General features: G+C 43.6%; 22 protein-coding genes. 14 read left to right on the top strand and 8 right to left on the bottom strand.

All coding sequences use genetic code 11. From position 1 onward, the window contains the following. Positions 1–167: 167 nt before the first annotated feature. Positions 168–686, bottom strand: a complete 519-nt coding sequence (locus tag NST40_RS17835) for a molybdenum cofactor biosynthesis protein B (RefSeq protein ID WP_076128304.1) — start codon at positions 684–686, stop codon at positions 168–170. A 165-nt stretch (positions 687–851) separates the two neighbouring features. Here NST40_RS17835 and NST40_RS17830 point away from each other — a divergent pair, with 165 nt between their 5' ends. The 5 genes from NST40_RS17830 to NST40_RS17810 all read left to right on the top strand — a co-directional run bounded on the left by NST40_RS17830 (position 852) and on the right by NST40_RS17810 (position 4743). Beyond that, complete coding sequence (locus NST40_RS17830; protein WP_076128306.1) at positions 852–1871, top strand: GTP-binding protein; 1020 nt, start codon at positions 852–854, stop codon at positions 1869–1871. A 91-nt stretch (positions 1872–1962) separates the two neighbouring features. Continuing rightward, positions 1963–2310, top strand: a complete 348-nt coding sequence (locus NST40_RS17825) for a four-helix bundle copper-binding protein (protein WP_036688030.1) — start codon at positions 1963–1965, stop codon at positions 2308–2310. A 251-nt stretch (positions 2311–2561) separates the two neighbouring features. Further along, positions 2562–3506, top strand: coding sequence for an ABC transporter ATP-binding protein (locus NST40_RS17820; RefSeq protein ID WP_342409804.1), 945 nt, complete (start codon positions 2562–2564; stop codon positions 3504–3506). A 14-nt stretch (positions 3507–3520) separates the two neighbouring features. Next, positions 3521–4234 (top strand): hypothetical protein, encoded by a 714-nt coding sequence (locus tag NST40_RS17815; protein ID WP_076128327.1) that lies wholly within the window; start codon positions 3521–3523, stop codon positions 4232–4234. 44 nt (positions 4235–4278) lie between these two features. Further along, positions 4279–4743 (top strand): hypothetical protein, encoded by a 465-nt coding sequence (locus NST40_RS17810; RefSeq protein ID WP_038571625.1) that lies wholly within the window; start codon positions 4279–4281, stop codon positions 4741–4743. Here the strand turns inward: NST40_RS17810 and NST40_RS17805 are convergent. The 3 genes from NST40_RS17805 to NST40_RS17795 form a co-directional block, all read right to left on the bottom strand. Further along, entirely contained in the window at positions 4735–5973 is a 1239-nt protein-coding gene (locus tag NST40_RS17805; RefSeq protein ID WP_342409803.1) for a winged helix DNA-binding domain-containing protein, read from the bottom strand. The genes NST40_RS17810 and NST40_RS17805 overlap by 9 nt on opposite strands. A gap of 108 nt (positions 5974–6081) precedes the next feature. Further along, entirely contained in the window at positions 6082–8169 is a 2088-nt protein-coding gene (locus NST40_RS17800; protein WP_076219221.1) for an ABC transporter ATP-binding protein, read from the bottom strand. Between the two features lie 58 nt (positions 8170–8227). Continuing rightward, on the bottom strand, positions 8228–9976 hold the full coding sequence (locus tag NST40_RS17795) for an ABC transporter transmembrane domain-containing protein (RefSeq protein ID WP_076184456.1): 1749 nt from the start codon (positions 9974–9976) through the stop codon (positions 8228–8230). A 493-nt stretch (positions 9977–10469) separates the two neighbouring features. On the opposite strand from NST40_RS17795, the gene NST40_RS17790 reads away from it, so the two are divergent. Next, positions 10470–10787 (top strand): HesB/YadR/YfhF family protein, encoded by a 318-nt coding sequence (locus tag NST40_RS17790; RefSeq protein WP_036688019.1) that lies wholly within the window; start codon positions 10470–10472, stop codon positions 10785–10787. 112 nt (positions 10788–10899) lie between these two features. On the opposite strand, the gene NST40_RS17785 is transcribed toward NST40_RS17790, so the two are convergent. Further along, positions 10900–11415: a hypothetical protein gene (locus tag NST40_RS17785; protein ID WP_038571616.1), complete on the bottom strand. Its 516-nt coding sequence runs from the start codon at positions 11413–11415 to the stop codon at positions 10900–10902. 122 nt (positions 11416–11537) lie between these two features. Here NST40_RS17785 and NST40_RS17780 point away from each other — a divergent pair, with 122 nt between their 5' ends. From NST40_RS17780 to NST40_RS17770, 3 genes are all read left to right on the top strand, one after another. Continuing rightward, positions 11538–13286: an ABC transporter ATP-binding protein gene (locus NST40_RS17780; protein ID WP_076213460.1), complete on the top strand. Its 1749-nt coding sequence runs from the start codon at positions 11538–11540 to the stop codon at positions 13284–13286. A 190-nt stretch (positions 13287–13476) separates the two neighbouring features. Continuing rightward, positions 13477–13995: a sigma-70 family RNA polymerase sigma factor gene (locus NST40_RS17775; protein WP_076128340.1), complete on the top strand. Its 519-nt coding sequence runs from the start codon at positions 13477–13479 to the stop codon at positions 13993–13995. Beyond that, positions 13988–14923, top strand: coding sequence for a DUF4179 domain-containing protein (locus NST40_RS17770; RefSeq protein WP_076128342.1), 936 nt, complete (start codon positions 13988–13990; stop codon positions 14921–14923). The genes NST40_RS17775 and NST40_RS17770 overlap by 8 nt, the downstream gene beginning before the upstream one ends. Positions 14924–14993: 70 nt before the next feature. Here NST40_RS17770 and NST40_RS17765 read toward each other — a convergent pair whose 3' ends face one another. Then, on the bottom strand, positions 14994–15437 hold the full coding sequence (locus NST40_RS17765; RefSeq protein WP_076219219.1) for a DUF441 domain-containing protein: 444 nt from the start codon (positions 15435–15437) through the stop codon (positions 14994–14996). Between the two features lies 1 nt (position 15438). Next, positions 15439–16443, bottom strand: coding sequence for a YpdA family putative bacillithiol disulfide reductase (locus tag NST40_RS17760; protein ID WP_036688007.1), 1005 nt, complete (start codon positions 16441–16443; stop codon positions 15439–15441). Between the two features lie 179 nt (positions 16444–16622). Between NST40_RS17760 and NST40_RS17755 the strand changes: the two genes are divergently transcribed. The 4 genes from NST40_RS17755 (at position 16623) to rsgA (ending at position 20099) form a co-directional block, all read left to right on the top strand. Continuing rightward, positions 16623–17219 (top strand): metalloregulator ArsR/SmtB family transcription factor, encoded by a 597-nt coding sequence (locus NST40_RS17755; protein ID WP_076277252.1) that lies wholly within the window; start codon positions 16623–16625, stop codon positions 17217–17219. Between the two features lie 120 nt (positions 17220–17339). After that, positions 17340–17795 carry a DUF3939 domain-containing protein gene (locus NST40_RS17750; protein WP_036688004.1) on the top strand — a complete coding sequence of 152 codons (456 nt, stop codon included), beginning with the start codon at positions 17340–17342 and terminating at the stop codon, positions 17793–17795. Positions 17796–17955: 160 nt separating this feature from the next. Further along, the gene (locus NST40_RS17745) at positions 17956–18627 is read left to right on the top strand and encodes an HAD family hydrolase (protein ID WP_340393813.1); all 672 of its coding nucleotides are present in this window, start codon (positions 17956–17958) and stop codon (positions 18625–18627) included. Positions 18628–19007: 380 nt separating this feature from the next. Beyond that, positions 19008–20099, top strand: coding sequence for a ribosome small subunit-dependent GTPase A (gene rsgA, locus NST40_RS17740; protein WP_342409802.1), 1092 nt, complete (start codon positions 19008–19010; stop codon positions 20097–20099). Positions 20100–20202: 103 nt separating this feature from the next. Here rsgA and NST40_RS17735 read toward each other — a convergent pair whose 3' ends face one another. Further along, on the bottom strand, positions 20203–20829 hold the full coding sequence (locus NST40_RS17735; protein ID WP_342409801.1) for an FMN-dependent NADH-azoreductase: 627 nt from the start codon (positions 20827–20829) through the stop codon (positions 20203–20205). 122 nt (positions 20830–20951) lie between these two features. Between NST40_RS17735 and NST40_RS17730 the strand changes: the two genes are divergently transcribed. Beyond that, positions 20952–21179 (top strand): hypothetical protein, encoded by a 228-nt coding sequence (locus NST40_RS17730; protein WP_038571602.1) that lies wholly within the window; start codon positions 20952–20954, stop codon positions 21177–21179. Positions 21180–22010: the final 831 nt, after the last annotated feature.

Genomic DNA, 22010 nt, shown 5'->3' with positions numbered 1-22010 from the left:
TAATCTTGATAAACCACCTTAGGTGGGTCAGTGACAGTTTGGGCCGGACATTTTGGACATTCTTCTGACATTTCCTTCAGCTCCTTTGTGTGTGAACTTACCGTATTATACGCACAGAACAAAGGTATGCTTGGTTATTTGTCTAGTTTATAAAAAAATGGGTGGGATTATTGTTTGTATATCTCTCGCATTACATGACGAAGCTCCGGGATAATTAGCCGTTCCATAGCCAATTTAACGGCTCCAGTGGAGCCGGGCATAGAAAAAATAGCTGTGTTGCCAATCGTACCTGCAATTGCTCGACTAAGGATTGCCGCCGAACCTATATCCTCTGTGTAGCTTAACATTCGAAAAATCTCACCGAAGCCCGGCAGCGTTTTATCCAGCAAGGATGAAACTGCTTCGTAGGTGGTATCACGGGGAGAAATTCCTGTTCCACCCGTGAGCAGTACGGCTTCAACTCCAGTGTGATCAGCGTTTTTATAGAGTAGTTCACGAATGTCTTGATAGTTGTCTTTGATAATGGTACGGCCTATAACTTCATAACCGGCAGCCTCAAGCATGGATTGGATTAAAGCTCCACCGGTATCTGTTTCAGTAGTTCTGGTGTCTGAGACGGTAATGATATAGCAGGACACGGACTGTGGTGCTTCCTTCCGATGTTCTTCAACGGATGACAATGAGATCAGCTCCTAAATTAGAGATGTTCTCATGATAGGGTATGGGGGAAGCAAAGACAAGTTTCGTTATCCAGCGCTAATCTTTTGAGGATATAGGGGTGCCGCTTGCGTGCTTTGGCATCATGTAGTAAACTCGCTACCATACCCGTAATTTGCAAGGAGCGATGAATCATGGAACAGGTTGTACCTGTGTATATATTGTCAGGATTTCTGGGAAGCGGCAAAACTACCCTGCTGCAGCGCCTGCTGGAACATTGGAAAGATCAGGGCTTACGCCCGGCAGTAGTGATGAATGAGCTGGGTGAAGTGAATCTGGATGGGCTGCTGGTTGAGCAAACCGTTCCTATGGCAGAGCTGCTCGGCGGCTGTATCTGCTGTTCTATTCGAGGGGATCTCAGCACAGAGCTAACAACTCTTATCAAGAAGGAATCACCTGATGTTGTTGTTATTGAGGCCACAGGTGCGGCGAACCCGCTGGAAATTGTAGATGGCGTAACCGAAACTTCACTGTATCAAAAAGTAGAGCTGAAAAGCTTGATCACCGTCGTTGACGCCGCGCATCTGCTCGAATTGTACCGTGCGCAGCAGGGCGCAACCTATCGACTGATGCAGGAGCAAATTCGCTGCGCCTCTGTTTTGATTCTGAATAAAACTGACCGTGTCTCAGCAGATGAAGCGGAAGAGATCACAACCGTTCTGCGAAAATGGAATTCTTATGCACCGATTATGCCAGCGGAGCGTTGTGAGATCGACACAGAGGAGCTCCTGCGTAGCGCAGGTGGAGTTCTTACGGATACACAGCTTGAAGAGAGCGACAGCGAAAGCCATGTGCATGAGGAAGCTCTGCAATCTTCAGGAGCCACCCACGCTTCCCACGATCACGTGATGGCATACACACATTACTTCAAACGACCTGTCAACAGCGAAACCTTTGAACAGTTCGTCAAGGAGCTTCCGCGTGATGTTTACAGGGCTAAAGGCATTGTGACCTTTAATGACACCTCCAGTCGCTTTCTTTTTCAATATGCTTACCGTGAAGCTGATTTTATGAAAATCACACCTCAAGGCGAAGTGCCAGACGTAGCTGTATTTATCGGGGAACATTTCTCATCCAGTGAGTTACGCACGAAGCTGCTGGAGATGGAAGGACGTATTTTAGTTCGGCCTGGAACGATCAAAAGAAGCCTGTAATCCGTTCTGCTTCAGAAGAAGCTGTGGTTCATTCCTAATCTTGTAGGTTAATAGTAAGGCATACCATTAAAAATGCAGGAGGTTGAAGGCTATGACCCGAATTCAATATCAGGAGTGCATTGACGCTTGTCTCGAAAGTATGAATGCCTGTAACTACAGCTATGTCTCAAGCCTAAAAGAATATGATCTTGCATCTCTTCGTGAGAGCATGCGGCTCGATCGTGAATGTGCGGATATTTGTTCTTATGCCATTCAAGCAATGACCCGTCAAAGTCCGTTTGTATCTGGAATTTTAAAACTATGTGCAGAAATATGTGAAGCATGCGCGGATGAGAGCAGCAAGCATATACATAATCACTGCCAAGAATGTATTAATGCCTGCCGTAAAGCTGCAGAGGCATGCCGTTTGATTAGCGATGCTGTTGAGGTATATGCGTAAATCGTATAACTTAACTCTCATATATGAACTAATAGCCAGATTGTTGCTGTAGAAATATAGCAATAGTCTGGTTTTTTATATCCAGGTCTGTTTGATTCATGCTATTGGTAGAAAAAAAGGGGAGAAATATTGGATTGAAAGTAAATTTTAGAAAGGGCTGCTATGGCAGTTCTTTCTTTTTTTTGATTCCTAGAAGAGGAAATTCGTAGGGAACCGGAGAATTAACAGTAGATATGAAGGGAGAATGTTAAGTGGCGAACTTAGTAGATCGTAACTTTGCCGGCGGTAGTATAGGTGTTGCTACTTCCCTAATTGAATTAGAGCAGATCAGTAAACAGTATGGACGCCGACCCGTATTGGAGGATGTATCGTTCACTATTGAAAAGGGAACTGTAACAGCTCTGATCGGACGAAACGGATCCGGCAAAAGTACCCTGTTGTCAATCTTAGCTGGACTTGTCCACATTTCCTCAGGAAAGCTGAGTTGTAAGGATCCAAATCTGAGAATTGGTTATGCACCTGAGATGTTTCCAGGGTTGAAGCTGACCCCAGAACAGTACTTGCGAAGTATGGGTCAGATTAGCGGCCTTGCGCCAGTCCGGATCGAACAGGAGCTAACAACGTTATTTCAACTTTTTAAACTGGAGCACTTTCGCAAGCAGTCGATGCTAAATTTCTCCAAAGGAATGCTGCAAAAAATTAATTTGATTCAAAGCTTGTTGGGAAGTCCCTCGTTGCTGCTTCTTGATGAACCTATGTCGGGCCTTGATCTCCCCTCAATGAATAAGTTAGCTGATCTTCTCATCGTTTTGAGAAATAAGGGGACTGCTATAGTCTTCTCTGTACATGAACCCCAATGGATTGAATTGCTTGCGGATCAGGTTCATGTGATACATGAAGGGAAAATTGTAAAGTCAATTCAGGGGTCAGAGAAGCTAAACATAAAACCCTCTACATACATACTATTGTCTAATCTGTCGATTCAGAAACTGCAGCAATTGAAGGAAATGGCAGGTTTCATTTCAATAAATACGTTTAAGGATAGTTGTAACATAGAACGTACGGCGTTGACAGTAACAAGTTCAGAATCAGATACTTTTTTGCGGGTTATCTTGGAGTCGGGTGGTTCAATACAATCGGTAGAACCTCGCGGAGGATCGCATGACTTAGAAAAATGGATGAATCCTAGGAGTTGAACAGGGGGTCTTACGTGTATCCGTTTATCGTTTACATGCTGCGAAGTTATACTCGATCTCAGCGTTATTTCGGCCCGTTAGCAGGGATTGTGATTGCAGTCTTGATATTGTATTCTTATAAGCCCAATCCAGTTATGAATAGCTATGCCGCTACAGCAGTAATGCTCTTTATAAGCTGCGCTTGGATGAGTCTTAGTTTTTTGAATCATGAGCACGCTGTTCATCGGCAGATTGCAGTTGTTCACATGCGAAGTGCGGCTAAACATAGTGCAGGTGGTATCTTAACGCTTGCATTTCTAACGCTGCTGCTAGATCTATTGATTGTCCTTTATCCTTGGGTAACGGGTCATTTTGCAGAATCACCCGGGGGATATCGGTTAATTCTCGCGCTCATAGGACATGGATTATTGGGTATGCTTGGTGTGGCTATTGCCCTATTCTTTCAATCTTCTTGGGTTCAAAAAGGCAGTCATGCGACAGGTATGTTGTTAGCTATCGTTATACTATCACTGGGCGGAGCACAAATCAGCGAAAGTTTGCCTGGTATATTTCATTTTTTGATCTGGTTGTTGCCGCCAGTAACTCCTGTAATGGAGGCCATGATGAAAGCTGATACATTGTCATTAGCGGAGTTGTTAGGTTCCTTTGCACAAGCATTAGTATATATAACACTGCTTATCGGTTTTTATTTGTACAGATCAAGACAGAGGGATTACAACAAAACATAACTTGTATAGATAAAAGGAACAAGGATACAGAAGTGGGGGAAAAGATGAAGGATACATATGTACCTGAGAGTGAACAATCAAAAGAGTTATTCGCCTATTTTGGACTGGCAGTTTATTATGGACAGGCCCTCGAGCAGCAGCTTACCAACTTGCTATTGCTTACTAAGCTATCACAAGGAAAAACGCCAACAGAAGCAGATCTGACAGACCTTTATCAGCGAAAACTCAGCAATTCACTCGGCCAACTCATCAAAGAAATCCAACATCATTTTCCTTTCTCGGAGCAAGAAACCGCTCAGTTGGAGGAAGTGTGGAAACAACGTAATTACATCGTTCATGATTACTTTAAAGAGCGTATACAGGAAACCTTTACGCCTGCCGGAAGGGCTAAAATGATTCGGGAGCTGAAACGTTTTAAAAATAAAGCAAGTAGACTTGAAGTTAAACTGCAAGGCTACTGCACAGAAATGTTCACGAAACTTGGATTAGAGGAGGAAAACTTATTGTAATAATCCTTCTAATCCGCAAGCTGTTACAACCTCTGGTCTAAAATGAACCGAAGAAGCTCTAACACAGCGAGAGAGTGCAGTTAAAGCTTCGCCTAATGCCGGAATCATCTCCGGTGTTAGGCTTTCTCCAGGTTCCCACCACCAATTGTTAATATTCAATGTTTGACTCTTCTTATCCATCACCGGTTCAAATCTGCCAACAAAACGATCATTATATAATATAGGCAGTACATAGTAACCATATTCTCGTTCTATTGCCGGCTTATAGACCTCCCAGCGGTAATGAAATCCGAATAATTGCCGAACCAGCTCACGTTCCCACAACAAATTATCCAGCGGAGCCAAAACAGCCGCAAATGAATCACGTGGTTGAAGCCCAGTCTCTTCGGATTCTTGCAGCATCACAAACTCCAAGGTTGGAGCATCTATACTGCGGATATAAAGCGGAACCTTAATCCCCTCGACCCAAACTTTTCTGAGACTATCCTTCTCTAGCAATCTCTGAATCGCCGCCGCACGCTCTTTGCTCTTCAGTCCGGATATGCCCAGCCATCCGTCTCCAGATTTATTCCATAACAAGCCGATACTTCCTATTCTACGTAACACATACCAATCATGAAATTGTTCTTCCGTGACATTTGGATCGGCTGAACTCAGCAGCTCTGAGGGTAACAAACGTTCAGCGAAATCATAATATCGCCGGGTATGTACACGATGGTGGACAACAATCTCTCCCCAAAAGTACATGCTTTCCATTGCAGCTCGTGATAATCTTGTCGGAGCCCAAGCCCAATCTACTTTTTCCTTTCCGTCTAAATCCAGAGAGGAGAGAGGACCACGCTTCTGAAGCTCTTCACGAACCTGTGCTACAGCGACCATTACAGGTTCATTAGCCTGATGGTGGGAGGCAGCAGCTGTTCTTCTCCGCTTAAAATAAGGCCAATCCTCTGTACAATAAATTGACATGTTCTTGTCCCAGCCATCAACGAGCAACCTGTCTTTATACAGAAGCTCTTGGACCAGTTCTGGCGTAAATCCCGGAATCCGTGCCTGGAGGACCAGCTCATGATTATGGCCAGCGATATTAAGGGGGTCATATTGGATGCAGCCTACGTGACGAACATAGTCATAAATACTAAGTTTTCCAGAAGGGATAGCTCCAGCAGTTAACTTTTGATGAGATAGCAGAAAAAGCCTGGCTTGTTTCTTAGTCAAATTATAAGTAAGCATCGTTTGCTCCTCCAAGGTTATGTATTAATTTCCATAATACAGAACATCTGTTCTAAGATCAAGCAGGAAAAAACCCTGAATCACAATGAAGTGACTCAGGGTTGTAAATTACATTTTCTCAAGAGAGGGTTGCAAGTTTCCGAGTGCTGGACGGTTGCTTGCGCCAGCGTTATCGCCAGAGCTGTTAGCAGCAGCACCTACTTGCAGCTGGTACATACGGAAGTATCTTCCGCCAAGCGCCATCAGTTCATCGTGGCTGCCGCGTTCTACGATCTCTCCGTGATGCAGGACTAGAATCTGATCTGCACTGCGAATCGTGGATAAGCGGTGAGCGATGATGAAAGTGGTGCGTCCTTTTTTGAGAACTTCCAGCGCATCCTGAATGACGCTTTCCGTTTCTGTATCGATGTTGGAGGTAGCTTCATCTAGAATGAGAATAGCTGGGTCAAAGGAGAGAGCTCTCGCAAAAGAAATCAATTGCCGCTGACCCGCAGATAAAGTACTTCCTTTTTCGATGACAGGTTCATCAAATCCTTGTGGAAGATGAGCGAGTAACTTATCCGCACCAACCTCACGCAAAGCACGTTCTACCCGTTCACGGGAAATTCGTTCATCCCCTAGGCTGACGTTCGAAGCAATGGTGCCCGTGAAGAGGTACGGGTCCTGCAGCACGATGCCCATGTGATTCCGCAGCCACTGCTTCGGAATATCCGTAACCTTTTGACCGTCAATCGTAATATCGCCTTTTTGTGGATCATAGAACCGGAACAGCAGATTGATGATTGAGCTTTTGCCGGAACCCGTATGACCTACAAGAGCGACAGTTTCACCCGGGCGTGCTTCAAAGGAGATATCGCGCAGGACGTAGTCTTTTTTATAAGCAAAAGATACATTCTTAAATTCCACTTTCCCTTTGTAGCGTGGCATGGAGCCGTCCGTAACATTCTCTCCAGGTTCATCCATAAGCGTAAACACACGTCCCGCAGATACCATAGAAGTATCCAGGTTCGCCAACTGGTTCACCATACCTGTGATAGGCTGGAACAAACGTCCGAGCACATCGACAAAGGCATACAGAACGCCTAAGGATACAAAGGTTGAACCAGTAATACTGCCATGTCCGAAATACCAAAGCACCATCACAAAAGAGAGACTGCGTAGTGAGTTCACCAGATTGTGGGACGTGAAAGCATTCAGATTTAACATTTTATTCTGATATTTCAAGTAATCATCGTTCAGGTTCTCAAATTCTGCACTAAGCTGCTTCTGACGGCGGAATATCCGGACGATTGACATCCCCTGAATCGATTCATTAATAATGGCGTTAATTTCACTTAGACGTGAGCGAATGATCGTATTGTATTTGGTCGCAATTTTGCGATAGAGCACGATCCACAGCACAAGAATAGGTACAATGAACAAGCTGATCAGACCCAGACGGACATCAAGTAAGAACAGAGCGATATACACGCCAGTTATATTGATAATACCGGTGCTGAAATTGGAGAGGACCGCAATGAATAGATCCTTAATCGCCTCGGTATCATTTGTAACCCGCGACACTACCTTACCAGCAGGCAAATTGTCAAAAAAATGAACGGGTAGTCGCTGGATATGCGCGTATACATCTGTCCGCAGCTTCCGGATTACCTGATTCGCCGAAGATTGCAGCCAGTAGGTTTTTCCGAATTCAGCAAAGATGGAGATTACAAGAAAAATAGCATACATTCCGACCAACTGATAGATCCCAGGAAGCTCGGGTTTGTAAAAAGCGAACAGCTCATCTGCCGAGAGCTTAACCGCGGGATAGATAACTTCGTTATCACCACGGGTGATATGCATCTCTCCATCGATGAACTTTCGTTCACCGTCAGGCTGTGTTACAGCTTCGTTAATAAAATAGAAACTTCTCCCTGCTTGAAGAACACGAATTTCTTGGCCTTTAGTTTCACCGGGCTCAAAGCGATCGCCGCGTTTGTATAAACTATTGTTATATTCAGCCGCCTTATCGGGAGACGTGGTGCTGAAATAGGGCTTCTCGATGGCCAGCATGTGATTGTCGATCATGCTTTTGGCTATAAATGGACCTGCCAGCTCTGCCGCTACCCCGATTGAAAGCAGCAGAAGGGCTGCGATAAAGGTTTTCTTTGCGGTCAATGCATATTCCAGCAGGCGTTTGCCTGTACTTTGTGTCAACCGTGACACCTCCTAAAATGTTTTGCGTAGTCGTAGCTCGTTTATTTATGGTTGTAGTTTAATCATTTGACAAGTTATTTTCGACTTGCTGCCGATCATATTGCTCACGGTACCAGCCATTCAAATCCAATAGTTCCTGATGTGTACCTCGCTCAACAATTTGTCCGTTATCCAGTACAACAATCATGTCGGCATGTTGGACGGCAGAGAGACGATGAGTAGAGATTAATGTGGTTTTTCCGGCACGTTCATTCCGGATATTGTCGATAATCTGAGCTTCAGTACGAGCGTCAACGGCTGATAAGGCATCGTCCAGAATAAGGATATCTGGATTAGCGATAAAAGCTCTGGACAGAGAGACACGTTGCTTTTGTCCACCGGAGAGGGAAACACCACGTTCACCCACCAGAGTATCCAGACCATCGGACAATGTGCCCAGGTCGTTCTGGAAAGCGGCAGCTGTAATGGCTTGCATAATCGTATCGTCATCGGCGTTGTCTAGACCAAACTGAATGTTTTGCCGAACGGATTTGGAGAAAAGGATTTGCTCTTGTGGAACATAACCCATCCAGCTATGCAGCTGATCCAGGGAAATCTGTTGAATAGGCACACCAGAGATAAGGATTTCTCCATTACCTGTCGGATATTCGCGGAGCAATTGTTTGAGCAGTGTTGATTTCCCGCTTCCTGTACGCCCGACTACACCTAATGTCTGCCCTTGGTTCAGGGTTAAGTTTACATGGGTTAGATTGTCTATCGTCGAAGAAGGATAACGGAAAGTCACATCGTTAAGCTCGATTCGAGTAGGGTGGGGAACTTGTACGGGATGGGCAGCATTTTGAACATCGGGTTTGGAGTTTAACGTCTCGTCGATACGTTCGAGGGAAGCTCCACCACGCTGCATAATGTTGATCAATTCTCCAATAGCGAACATCGGCCATACAATCATACCGAGGTACATATTAAAGGAGACTAGATCACCCAGTGTGATCTGATTGCGGAATACAAGGTAAATCCCATAAGTAAGACCAATAATGTAGCTGAGTCCGACACAGAAGCGGATGGTTGGTTCGAAGAAAGCATCGACACGAGCTACGGCCATATTTTTGTTGTAAACATCTTCAGTAATATCCGAGAAACGTTTTTCATCAAGACGCTCTTGGACATAAGCACGGATTACGCGCACACCAGAGACAGATTCGAGCACTTGGTCATTCATATCTCCGAACGCATCCTGCGCTAAGCTGTACCGATCATGAATAGCTTTACCATAAAAAATCATAGCTATTGCAATTAGGGGTAATGGTAATACTGCTGCAAGGGTCAGCTTCCAACTTACGAGAAAGCCCATCGCAAACAGCACAACCGTAAGGTAGATTGTAGAATCCACCAGTGTAAGCATCCCGAATCCTACGGTAGCTGAGACGGCTCTGATATCATTGGTTGCCCGGGCCATGAGGTCACCAGTTCTATTTTTTTCGAAGAACGAAGGTGTCATAGTCATAAGATGATTCATAAATCGGGAGCGCAGCAGGCGCTCAACAAGGTTGGAACCTCCGAAAAGTTTGTGCATCCATATGTAGGTAATCCAATAAATAACTAGCAGCAAAATAAAGATCATGCCGATATATTTGGCAAGCGATGCTGTAGTAATCGAACCGCGTACTATGTCGTCAATGGCATTGCCTAGCAGACGTGGAGGGAGTAATTCAAGAACGCCCACACCTATGAGTAATATGAGTCCAATCAGGTAACGCCTTTTTTCTCGGCGAAAAAACCAGCCGAGATCGCGAAGAACAGAGAACAAGTAAATCCCTTCCTTTCAGGTTGTAATGATTGCTTGTGATGCTGATAAAAGCGCAAGTGATTATCTCTTCAGCAAACAAAAAAGGCATATCATCCGAAAACGGACGATATGCCTGTAATTTACAGCTATCATGCGCACGGTGCGTTACAGCACCAAGCATGTGAGAGACCTTCAAGAACTAAAGTTATGCGGTCCATAAGACTCGCAAAAACTTCAGGATGGCTTAATCACTTGGGCTGCTTCGGTATTCGGTTGAGTAAAAATTCCAACAATAGTAAAATAATATGGCTGTAACTTCGTAAACACCGCGCTCACCCCTTTCATTAATTTGGTAATAACTAGAAGACGTTTAGTTATGTTCAGAGTTTATCATCCGGTTCGCGAATTTGTCAAACTTAATTTTAAATGGATTGGGAAATCATTAATTGCATAAAGTTGTTTGAATATCGACTTATTTTCGTTATGATTAGAATATACAAAGGAGCTGAGAGAAATGAACATGGAAATTAGTCAAGCAGCGGCAGCTTGGTTTAAGAGAGAATTGGACCTTAAGAATGGAGACTATATTCGTTTATTTCCCCGTTATAGCTCGGGAGGTGGACTTCACCCCGGTTTTTCGCTGGGCATTGCTACAGAAGCACCTGGGCGTCCAGCTATTCAGGTCAAACAGGATGATATTGTGTTCTATATGGAGGAGCAGGACTTATGGTATATGGAAGGTTATGACCTATCTATCGTATACTCTGAGTCAGAGGATGACATTGAATATAAGTACGAACCAAAGCCGGTATCCGGCGAAGTGCAGGTATAGTTGTCTTAATGATTGTTTATTTTAATCAGGAAAAGCCCTTGCCAAAAGGCAGGGGCTTTTCAAATGCTGTCTTTAAAATGAGGGTATTCCAGTTGGAAATACATAGGTGTTATCAGTGCAAATTGCGAGAGGTTTCTTCCTCCAGAGCGAAGTCGAAGTCGTCAATATCGTACACCTGAACTGGAACTCCACCCTCGATGATCCGTTGAATCAATTCAAATTGATCCGTTAGGATAGGTACTTTCTCACGTTGTGAGGACAGCAGAAGCTCTGTTTCGATGGGATCGAACATCTCACCGTAGACAGCGGTATCCATACTGTTAATGATGGTGATTTTGGATTGCCCGCCAAGGAGAATACCTGAGCTTTTCGCCCAAGGCACAGCTAAACAGCGGTTGATCTTCTTCGCGTTGAGCGGTTCTTCAAAATAAGCAATGAGCTCACTAATCTTCAACTTAACATGCTTGTCGTCGTCCGGACGGTTCATCAACGGATCATCGCTGTCTCGCAGTTCGTATAGTTCCATCACGGTAGTATAAGGCACTATATATTCTACAGGGCTGCTCGATACGAGAAGCTGGCCGTAAATCGCCATCATGACGGCTTCCGTCACAAATTGTCTAGACATCGTTATCCTCCTGAAGTTCGGTACTGCAATTGTACTTATGATCTAAAATTATAAAAACACTGTAGAGAGCAAAAGTCAACTGTACTTAGCAACTCACTAAAGAGAAGGGACAGAATATTCCTGTGAAGCAATGGAAATCATATTTTACTTTTGTACGACCTTATATGAAATTGATTGTGTTTACGCTGTTTATCGGCATGATCAAATTCAGTATTCCGCTAACACTGCCAATGATTCTGAAATACGTGGTCGATGACCTCCTAATGAACCCGAGCATGGGGATTGAGGAACGGGTATCACATTTGATGCTTATTCTGGGTGGTGCCTTAATTTTATTTGTTATCGTAAGAGGGCCCGTAGAGTATTATCGCCAATACTTTGCTCAGCTTATCACAAGTAAAGTGTTGTTTGATATGCGAAATAAGCTTTACAGTCATTTACAGCGGCTGTCACTGCGGTATTATCAGAATACCAAGGTGGGAGAAGCCATCTCCAGATTTATTAACGATGTTGAGCAGACCAAAAATTTGGTCGAAGTCGGCATGATGAATGTATGGCTCGACACGTTCACACTAGTTTTTGCTTTGGGATTTATGTTTTATTTAAATCCGGTGCTGGCGCTCGTGTCTATCTCGGTATTACCTTTTTACGCAATTGCAGTTAACAAATTGTATAAGCGGCTTAAGCTGTTAACAAAAGATCGTTCCCAAGCTCTGGCTGGCATTCAAGGTTATCTCCATGAACGGATTCAAGGGATATCAATCATCCGCAGCTTTACGATGGAAAAAGTGGATCAGAAGCAGTTTGAGGACATCAACGGTAACTTTCTTAAAAAAGCGATGGCGCAAACCCGCTGGAATGCTATGACCTTCGCAATTATTAATACATTAACGGATATAGCACCTCTTTTGGTCATCGGATATGGTGGTTATCAGGTCATTCATGGAAATTTGACAGTAGGTACCTTTGTAGCTTTCTTTGGCTATCTGGACCGGATGTATTCCCCGCTGCGGAGATTGATTAATTCCTCGACGGTGCTTACGCAAGCCTCTGCTTCTCTTGAACGGGTGCTTGAGCTGCTGAATGAGCCTTATGATATTGTAGACAAGCCGGGAGCAAAAGTGCTAAAGGATGCACGTGGTGAGATTGCTTTTCAGAATGTATGGTTTAAATATAACGAAGAGAATGATTGGGTCTTAAAAGATATTAATCTGAGTATTCAGCCCGGACAGACCATTGCTTTCGTAGGAATGAGCGGTGGAGGAAAGTCCTCCCTTATAAGCTTGATCCCGAGATTCTATGACATCAGTAAAGGCAGCCTCCAAATGGATGGTTATGATATACAGGAATTAACACAGGAAAGCTTGCGAAGGTCTGTCGGCATGGTCCTGCAAGATAATTTCTTATTCAGCGGATCTGTGCGTGAGAATATTTTGTTCGGTAATCCTAATGCCACGGAAGAAGAGGTCATTTCAGCAGCAAAAGCTGCCAATGCGCATGATTTTATTGAGCAGCTGCCACTGGGTTATGAGACAGAAGTGGGAGAACGTGGTGTTAAGCTATCCGGAGGACAGAAGCAGCGGGTTGCTATCGCAAGGGTATTTCTCAAGGATCCGAAGGTTCTTATATTAGACGAAGCTACTTCGGCGCTGGATCTGGAATCGGAGCATTTAATTCAACAAGCGCTGCAGTCTCTTTCTTCGGAACGTACTACACTAATTGTAGCGCATAGACTGTCAACGATTACACATGCGGATCAGATTGTCGTACTTGAGAATGGTGAAATTACTGAACGGGGTACGCATGAACAGCTGATGGCGATAGAGGGTAGTTATGCGCGATTATTTAACGTACAGCATTTAGACGCTTAATATTTTTTTGGAAAAATAATTGAACACCTTAGTGGTCCTCTCGAAAGAGAAGGCCACTTTTTTTGAATTCCAATCAGGGTGGCGGCACACAGTAACTTATACTATGGCAAAAATTCTAAACGGAATCTGAGTCTTTTCGGAGATCATGTGCGTCTAAAGCTTATAAACATCATGAAAGGAAGTGAGGAACGTGAATAAAACCACGCTTGAGGAAAAGGCGATAGCAGGTGATGAAGACAGCTTTACTGCGCTTATTGACGGCATGCAGGAGCGTTTATACCGAATGGCCTACTCCTATGTGCGGAATCAAGAGGATGCGCTGGAGATTGTGCAGGAGACCGTCTTCAAAGCCTATATCTCCATTCATAAATTGAAGCAACCGCAATATTTTAAAACTTGGCTCACCAAGATCGCTGTCAACTGTGCGCTGGACTTTATCCGTAAATCTAAAAAAATCGTGTATATAGATCAAGAGCTGGGAGGCAGCTATGCTCCGAAATCTAGGGAAGAAGTTATGGACTTGCATGAAGCGCTCAGCGGCCTTGATGAAAAATCAAGAATGGTGATTGTGATGAGATATTTGGAGGACTTGCCCATAAAGGAAATTGCAGAAGTTCTCGATATGCCCCTGAGCAGTGTCAAAACCGTTATTTATAGAGGTTTGGAAAAATTAAAAATAAGTATGGAGGAGAGTGAGTACTTTGGATAAGCAACTAGAACGTCTACAGCAAGCCTATAATGAGATTGAAATTCCTAAAGAACTATCATTCGCTTCTCGTAAAGGAATTGAAAGAGGAAAAATCTATAAACAGAAAAATAGTTCTTCAAAACGGGCCTTGAAATGGACAGGATCAGTAGCTGCTGCTGTATTGATTTCTTTTACGGTGGGTGTAAATACGGTTCCTGCTTTTGCGAGTAGTATGGATCAAATACCGGTTCTAGGTAAGCTGGTCAGTGTTCTGCAATTTACGGAAGGAAGTGCAGGCGGTGGAACCATTCAGGATGGAGTAGATGTGAACTTTATTTCGGTGAAACAATTGAAGAATAGCGATCAATTGATTTTGAATTTTGCAAATCCGGATGAAACACAACAGTTAGCAAGCTCATATAACGTAAAGTTTACGGAAAATCCGGCAACAATGACGATTACAGTAAGTGGGGCGAGAAAATTCTCAGCAGTCAAAGATCTGGAGACATTAAAACAAAGCCGATATGTCCAGGATGCTTATCCACTAATTACGCTAGATGATTCGGCTATTCGGTTCAATGTCACGCTTACGGACTCGGTTGCTTATGAGGTAAAGGAATATAAAGAGCCAGCACAGGTAGTGATTACGTTAAAAGAGAAAGGAGACGAAGTAAAAGGGGGCTCTGTATATTCGTTAAGAACGGTCTCACAGCCTTCTGGTGAGGCGCTGGGTATGGCTGAAGAAATGTTATATGGGTTAGAGGATGTGCGGATGTTAAAGGATGAGAAGGGCTTATATCTCGTGGAAGCAGGATATTTTAATACAGAAGAAGAGGCTTTGAAGCAGTTGCAGAAAATTAAGACAGAGTATGGCGTTGAAGATTTATTAGTCGTTGAAAAAAGAGCGGTGCAGCAAATTCCGCAGTCCATTTCTCAGGTGGAGGAATAATGAAGAAGAAGGTTCAATAAAAGGCACAATAAAAAAGACCGCCAAAAGCGGTCTTTTTTGTGCTGTTCTATTACATTTTGCCGATCATAAGTGATAAAATGCCGGCTGCGATCAGCGGTCCGACCGGAACGCCTTTAAATAACGCAACCCCAATCACCGTGCCAATCAGCAGACCTGCAACAACTGTGGGTTGGTTGGTCATGAGCGTAGCACCGCGGCCTCCAAGAAAAGCGACGAGAATGCCAATAGCGATAGCAAGCAAGGACTTCCAGTGCAAGAAGGATTGACCGACTGTCTGCAGCGATATTTTGCCGCTGGCTAATGGGGTCATGACCCCGATGGTCAGGATGATAATCCCGATGGTTAAACCGTATTTTTCTAGCCAAGGAAAAGTTTGCTGTAAGCCAAGTACTCTTAGCAGTAATAGGACGACCATTGCTATTGTTACAGGGGAATTGCTGCTGATAACTCCGAGCGCTGCAAGTCCAAGCAAAAGCAAAGAGGTCATGTCCATCTTAATGTTTCAACTCCTTAGGATTAGAACTTTCTTTTGACACAATGTGATCTGCAATAAGCTTACCATGCCCTCTTCCGGTCTCAATAAACACTTCGTTAGCATTGCGGCCGGAGGCGATTACTCCAGCAACATACAACCCTGGAACATTACTTTCCATGGTAGAGGTGTTAAAAGCAGGCTTATCCATGTCGTCATCCATGATCACACCCGCTGAAGTGAGGAGGGTACGGCTCGGACGGAAGCCAGTCAAGGCAAGAACGAAATCATTATCCAATGCTTTCTTGTCCCCCTTATGATCCGTAACAATTACTGAGCTTGCAGTAATTTCAGTGACACGCGAGCCTAAGTGCAGAGTGATTTTCCCTTTTTGCACCATGCCTTCAAAGATTGGCCGAACCCAAGGTTTAATATTCTCTGAGATGCTTTCACCACGATATACCATATCTACCGTAGCTCCTACACGCATAAGCTCCAGTGCTGCATCTACTGCGGAATTACTGCCGCCAATTACAGTTACCTTCATTCCCGTGTAAGGATGGGCTTCACCGAAATAATGAGTAACTTTAGGTAGTTCTTCACCTGGAATGCCAATCATATTCGGCTGATCAAAATAACCTGTTGCTATAACTACATTTGCAGTGATACGTTTCTGATGCTCACCACGCATATTTGACGTATGTACGGCAAAGGTTCCATCTTCAAGCGGTTCAATGGATAATGCTTCTTCATAAGCGGCGATCTCTAGACCATATTGCTCGGCGGCTCGGCGATAATAGACAAGCGCTTCATGACGGTAAGGCTTGTCGTTGGTCGAAGTGAAAGGAACATCCCCGATTTCTAATAACTGAGCCGTACTGAAAAATTGCATATTTGTTGGATACAAATAAATGGAGTGCACAATAAAGCTTTTTTCAATGATAAGGCTGGACAGACCTTGGCGTTGGCATTCAATAGCTGCCGAGAGGCCGCAAGGACCTGCACCGATAATAATGACATCTTTCATAAAGCGGGTTACCTCCTGATTGTTACTATCTTTTCTTTAAATCCTACCCTAAATTCATGAATTTTTCCATAAGAGCAGATTGAGTATAATAACCATTGCAAGAACAACGTTGATTATTATATAATTAGATATATATCTAATGTATCAATGTATTGTGAAATTCTAGGAGCGTGAACCCAGTGCAGTTGGAGAAAATCGTGAGTTATCATAAAGCTTTAGCTGATCCAACGCGTCTTCGCTTATTGTTGCTTTTGTCCCAAGGAGAAATGCACGGGCAAGCGCTGGCTGAGAAGTTGAATTTATCGCAGCCTACAGTCACTCATCATGCGGCTAAATTACGTGAAGCGGCTCTAATAAAGGAAAGACGCGACAAAAATACAGTTTACTTTAAGTTGAATCCGGAGTTTATCAATAATGGGGCTGAAGCTTCACTGCAATTTATTTTTTCGAAAGGAGCTGAGGATATGGAAGAGCAATTGCCTGAGAATAGTCTTCAGGATACTGTAATTCGTAATTTTTTCTCTAAAGATGGCCGGCTGCGGCAAATTCCCGCACAATACAAGAAGAAATTGATAGCGCTTCAATACATGGTTGAGAAGCTGGAGCCAGGTGTAATTTATACGGAAAAGGAAATCAATGAGTTTATTAAGCAGTTTCATGAAGATTTTGCTACTATTCGTCGTGAATTCATCATGCATCAGTTTATGTATCGTGAGAAGGACAAGTATGAACTAAATCCTCGAGAAGTATGGACTCGGTGGGAATATGTCAAATAATGATCTTTTAAATATTAACATTCTGTGTCGATTTGAAATGTACTGATTAATTATTCGAATTTCGAATAAAATGGAATTGTAAGCGTTATCTGAGACATATTTAGAAAGGAGACTTTCGTTATGTTATTTAAACGCACAAAAAAGCAACCCAAATCAGATCATGTAACCGTCACATTACCTCAAGTGAAACAGGCGATTCGAAAGTTCGAAGAAGATATGCCTGGACCTATTAATAGAACAGCATTAATCTTAGAGGACAAAAGAATCGATATGAGTCGTCTGAAACGTTATTTGGGTGGAATACCCGAACGGAATTTCTATATGTCTCGAGAGACCTATGAAATTTTCGAGGAAGAAGACAAGTTAGTACCGTATTATCTTGATTTAGTTCAGGCTGCTGTAGACAGTTATATTAGTGATACAGGCAAGCTACCACTGCTTGAAGACACCTGGTTGCCAGAGGTTCATTATCGGTTGTTATCTACAGAAAGTTATCTAAAAGAAACACCTCCTTTTCCGCTGTATATTACGGATGAAGAAATGATGCTGACCCATCGGGCAGAGCATTTCGAGTAAAGGAATGACGCAGATATGAATCTTCACAAAGACTGTTCAGTAAAAGGGAAGCCACAAATCCTTTTTGTTGAATAGTCTTTTCTTTGTCTCTAAAGGCATAGTACAATTACATTCTGTAGGTTAGGTTTGAAAATTAACAGCATGTAAGGGGAATTGCTTGATGAAGGAAGTACAAGCTATTTTATTTGATCTGGACAATACTTTAATGGATCGCGACTATACATTTCGCAGCTTTAGCACTCAGTTCGTGCAGGATTTTCTTGGGCATCTTGAACCTGCGGAAGCGCAGGCCGTGATCGAGGATATGATCCACAGAGACGCTGATGGCTACCGTGATAAAGACGGATTTTTCTTAGAACTTAGTGAGATCCTGCCTTGGGAAAAGCCTGTGACGGCTGAACATATCCGAGCGTATTATGATGCGAGCTACATCAATCATGGTGCAGCCATGGAGCATGCTTTGGAGATTCTGGAGTATTGCGTGGAGCGTGGATATACTTTGGGGCTGGTCACCAACGGTAAAAAAGAAATCCAGAACACCAAAATTGATATTCTCGGCCTGCGAGAGTACTTCAAGGCTATTGTTATATCTGGAGAAGTTGGCATTGCGAAGCCTGATCCTGCGATTTATCAATTAGCTTTAGACAGGTTGGGTGCCTCTGCGGATCAAACCTTGTTTATAGGGGATCATCCGGTAAATGATATCTGGGGTGCAGGTAAGGCTGGCCTTGAAGGGATATGGCTGCAAAGGAAACATCCTTGGGATGATCAGCTGGACATCCAACCTTGGAAAATGATCCGTGAGCTGAAAGAATTAAAGGCTATTTTGTAATCTGGAAAATTTGGGGTTGACATTTTACTGCTGCACCAATTATGATAACAGCATCTTAAATTTCGGAAGGAGACGATGTTTTATGACAGTTTTAAATGTAATGAACTCAACTGTTGTGGATACGTGTCTTCCGGGAACAGCTGCTGCCGAATAATTGATTCGTGCAGTTTAGCAGGTAAGCTCAATTACGCTTATTAGAGCCACCGGGAACCGTATAGGGTCCGGTGGCTTTTTTGCGTGTGTAGAAAGATTGGATTGGTGTAATAAATCCACATGTCTATATACCGCCGCCGGAGTCTTTATTTCCGGCGGCTTTTTGTGTTCTCGGAAAACGCCAAGGGGCAAGAAAAAACATAAACATATCTTTTAGGAGGAAATGAATGAATAGCATAAAGCAATATGGTTGGAATGAAAACTGGAGTACAAAATGGAATGAAAAGTGGAGTCATGCAGAGGATAAACAATTTATTCCCGGGAGAATCGTTGGTGACTTTGGCAGTAAGTACAAGGTGTTAACTGATGTAGGAGAGACGTGGGGAGAGCTTGCCGGGAAGCTGAGACACACATTTGTAGCCTCGGGTGATTTTCCTGCCATTGGAGACTGGGTAGCATTGGCGATGCAAGATGGCGGCGAGCATGGAATCATACATGGCGTATTGCCTCGGCAGAGTGTGATCTCACGCAAAGTCGCAGGAAATACACAAGATGAGCAAATTGTTGCCTCCAATGTAGACACATTATTTCTGGTCAGCGCGTTGAATGATGACTTTAATGTTCGCCGGATGGAGAGATATCTGATCATGGCTTGTAATAGTGGGGCAAATCCAGTTATTCTACTCACTAAAGCGGATCTTTGTCCTGATGCAGACAGTAAAATCGCTGAAATGGAGAGCGCGGCTCCCGGAGTATCAGTACATGCTGTTAGTGCAATACAAGATGAAGGACGCGAGAAGCTGCTGCCTTACATTGGTGAGGGTCAAACAGTAGCTCTTACGGGCTCTTCCGGTTGTGGGAAGTCGACAATGGTCAACTGGCTATGCGGGAAGAACCTTCAGATTACGCAGGATGTTAGAGAAGGGGATAGCCGCGGACGTCATACTACTACCCACCGTGAACTGTTTGTTTTGCCGGATGGGGGGATTATCGTAGATACACCGGGGATGCGGGAGCTGCAGCTCTGGGAAGATGAAGGTGGTCTTGATCTAGCGTTTAGTGATATCAGCGGTCTAGCTTCTAAGTGCCGGTTTAGTAACTGTAGACATGAACGCGAAGAGGGCTGTGCTGTACTGGAAGCAGTCCAAACAGGTGAACTGGAAGAGAAGAGACTATTCAACTACCGAAAAACACAACGAGAAGTATTGTACCAAAATAATAAAGAAGCCAAGCTTAAGAGAAAAAGCGCAGCTTCCACTAAAGTGAGTTCATCCAGAACCAGAGGATACGGATGGCGTAAAGAGCTGGATGAATATTAAAAAGAATTGATATAACGGCATAGACATTGAAAAAGGGCGCCCCTTAGCTTTTGAAAGCTAAGGGGCGCCCTTCATTATTGAATTGAATCTAAACGGTTATGGTTTAGAAGGAGGCAGCAGTTTCCTTAGCCAGTTGCAATCCGTTTTCAATGATTTGAGCGGATTGTGCTGGAAGTTGGTTGTGGCCTTCGATGATTACTTGTGTAATATCTTTAATTCCCCACAGGTTAAGGTTACCAACGATGAAGTTTACTGCCATTTCAGCACTTGCAGCAGGACCTTCAGAGTAGATACCGCCTCTTGCATTCAGAACGATTGCTTTTTTACCTGTCAAAAGACCAACTGGACCTTCAGCAGTGTAAGAGAATGTTTTACCAGCTTGGCAAAGGTAATCTACATAAGTGTGCAATACAGCAGGTACAGTCATGTTCCACAGTGGGAAACCGAATACTACCTTATCTGCAGCGATGAACTGATTAAGATATTTATTAACGATAGCGGCACCAGCTGCTTCCTCAGGTGTTGCTTCGTATCCTTGAGCGGCTTTATACATACCAGTGATCAGGGTATTGTCGTAGTATGGAAGTTGCTCTGCGAACAGATCAAGCTCAGTGATTTCATCTTCTGGGTGGTTGAGTTTGTAGCTCTCCAAGAATTCATTGTACAGCTTAACACTTACGGATTGTTCTGCTGGACGGTTGTTTGCTTTAATAAATAGAACTTTAGACATTATGATTTCTCCCTTGCATGTGTGTATTTAATATTAACTATATTTAATATAGCATGTAATCTTTTGTTTGTAAATTATTTTTTTGTTCTTGAAATTTGTTTGCGGTTAAGGAGTTTGAAAAAATGAAAACAAGGTTAATAGGTGATACAAGAGAACAGGAAATAATTTCCTGTCTCTATAAGTTCCAGAATGATCTAAAAGGAGCGATTGACATGTCCATCGATCGGTTTATCATTAAAAAATTGGACAGCTGTCACGAAGAGCATACGCGTCAGAATTTAGTGAAGCTATTTAGACTTCGAATCCAGAAAGCTGAAAAAGCAGAGCAGAAGAATTACAAGATCAGCTGATAATTGCTTAGCTCTTCCTAATAGTAGATTTTTCGCTGAATGAGACAGAGTCCTTGGGTTAAAAAAGTCCGTAAATATAGCAGAGCAGTGATCCTCCCGTTAAGGGGGGATCACTGCTCTGCGTTTTTTAGTCCTGGCAGATTGCTTCAGCATAAAGGGGCAGCAAATGAAAGCCAACCTACGACAAACGTCGCTTTTGGCAGGTGACATAGTAGGGTCAGGCCACCCGCTACATCTAATCTGATGACCCATGCAAAGTCATTTGTTGAGTAACATACCAAGTCAACTGCTAAGTTACACACTGAGTCACATAACTAGTAACGTGTAGGTCACTAACTGAGTCACACATTAAGTCAACCGCTAAACGACTTACTAAGTCACACAACAAATCTCCCGCTGAGTTACCCACTGAGTCACACACCAAGTTAACGGCTAAGTCACCTCACTGACTAACACAACTAATCACCCGTTGATTAACTCACTGAGCTACACACCAAGTAACACCAAGTCACCCGCCGAGTAACTCACTGAGCTACACACCAAGTCACCCGCTGAGTAACTCACTGAGCTACACACCAAGTTAACGGCTAAGTCAGACAACAAATCACTCGCTAAGTGACCTTCCAAGTATCCTCAGCGGCCAACGGACTCAGATGACGCTATATGCGAATTTTCAGTCATTAGAGCAGAGTTTCGGACCCCAGCGCAGCTATTCAGCTTTTTGAGGTCGATAATTAGTGTTTTTCGCGCCAATAGTGACTCTGGGGTCCGATAGAATTACAAATGAGCCCAAAATTTATGTTTAAGGTCAGCTGAGTCCGATAGAATCGT

It is taken from the genome of Paenibacillus sp. FSL R10-2778 (assembly GCF_038593035.1).
Taxonomy (GTDB): domain Bacteria; phylum Bacillota; class Bacilli; order Paenibacillales; family Paenibacillaceae; genus Paenibacillus_AQ; species Paenibacillus_AQ odorifer.
This window is presented reverse-complemented; position numbering and strand designations above follow the sequence as displayed.

Coding starts and splice junctions, on each gene's coding strand:
- NST40_RS17825 (WP_036688030.1), top strand. CDS start 1,963: ATGACCCGAATTCAATATCAGGAGTGCATTGACGCTTGTCTCGAAAGT.
- NST40_RS17810 (WP_038571625.1), top strand. CDS start 4,279: ATGAAGGATACATATGTACCTGAGAGTGAACAATCAAAAGAGTTATTC.
- NST40_RS17730 (WP_038571602.1), top strand. CDS start 20,952: ATGAAAACAAGGTTAATAGGTGATACAAGAGAACAGGAAATAATTTCC.
- NST40_RS17805 (WP_342409803.1), bottom strand. CDS start 5,973: ATGCTTACTTATAATTTGACTAAGAAACAAGCCAGGCTTTTTCTGCTA.
- NST40_RS17760 (WP_036688007.1), bottom strand. CDS start 16,443: ATGAAAGATGTCATTATTATCGGTGCAGGTCCTTGCGGCCTCTCGGCA.
- NST40_RS17745 (WP_340393813.1), top strand. CDS start 17,956: ATGAAGGAAGTACAAGCTATTTTATTTGATCTGGACAATACTTTAATG.
- NST40_RS17830 (WP_076128306.1), top strand. CDS start 852: ATGGAACAGGTTGTACCTGTGTATATATTGTCAGGATTTCTGGGAAGC.
- NST40_RS17750 (WP_036688004.1), top strand. CDS start 17,340: ATGTTATTTAAACGCACAAAAAAGCAACCCAAATCAGATCATGTAACC.
- NST40_RS17790 (WP_036688019.1), top strand. CDS start 10,470: ATGAACATGGAAATTAGTCAAGCAGCGGCAGCTTGGTTTAAGAGAGAA.
- NST40_RS17765 (WP_076219219.1), bottom strand. CDS start 15,437: ATGGACATGACCTCTTTGCTTTTGCTTGGACTTGCAGCGCTCGGAGTT.
- rsgA (WP_342409802.1), top strand. CDS start 19,008: ATGAATAGCATAAAGCAATATGGTTGGAATGAAAACTGGAGTACAAAA.
- NST40_RS17735 (WP_342409801.1), bottom strand. CDS start 20,829: ATGTCTAAAGTTCTATTTATTAAAGCAAACAACCGTCCAGCAGAACAA.
- NST40_RS17785 (WP_038571616.1), bottom strand. CDS start 11,415: ATGTCTAGACAATTTGTGACGGAAGCCGTCATGATGGCGATTTACGGC.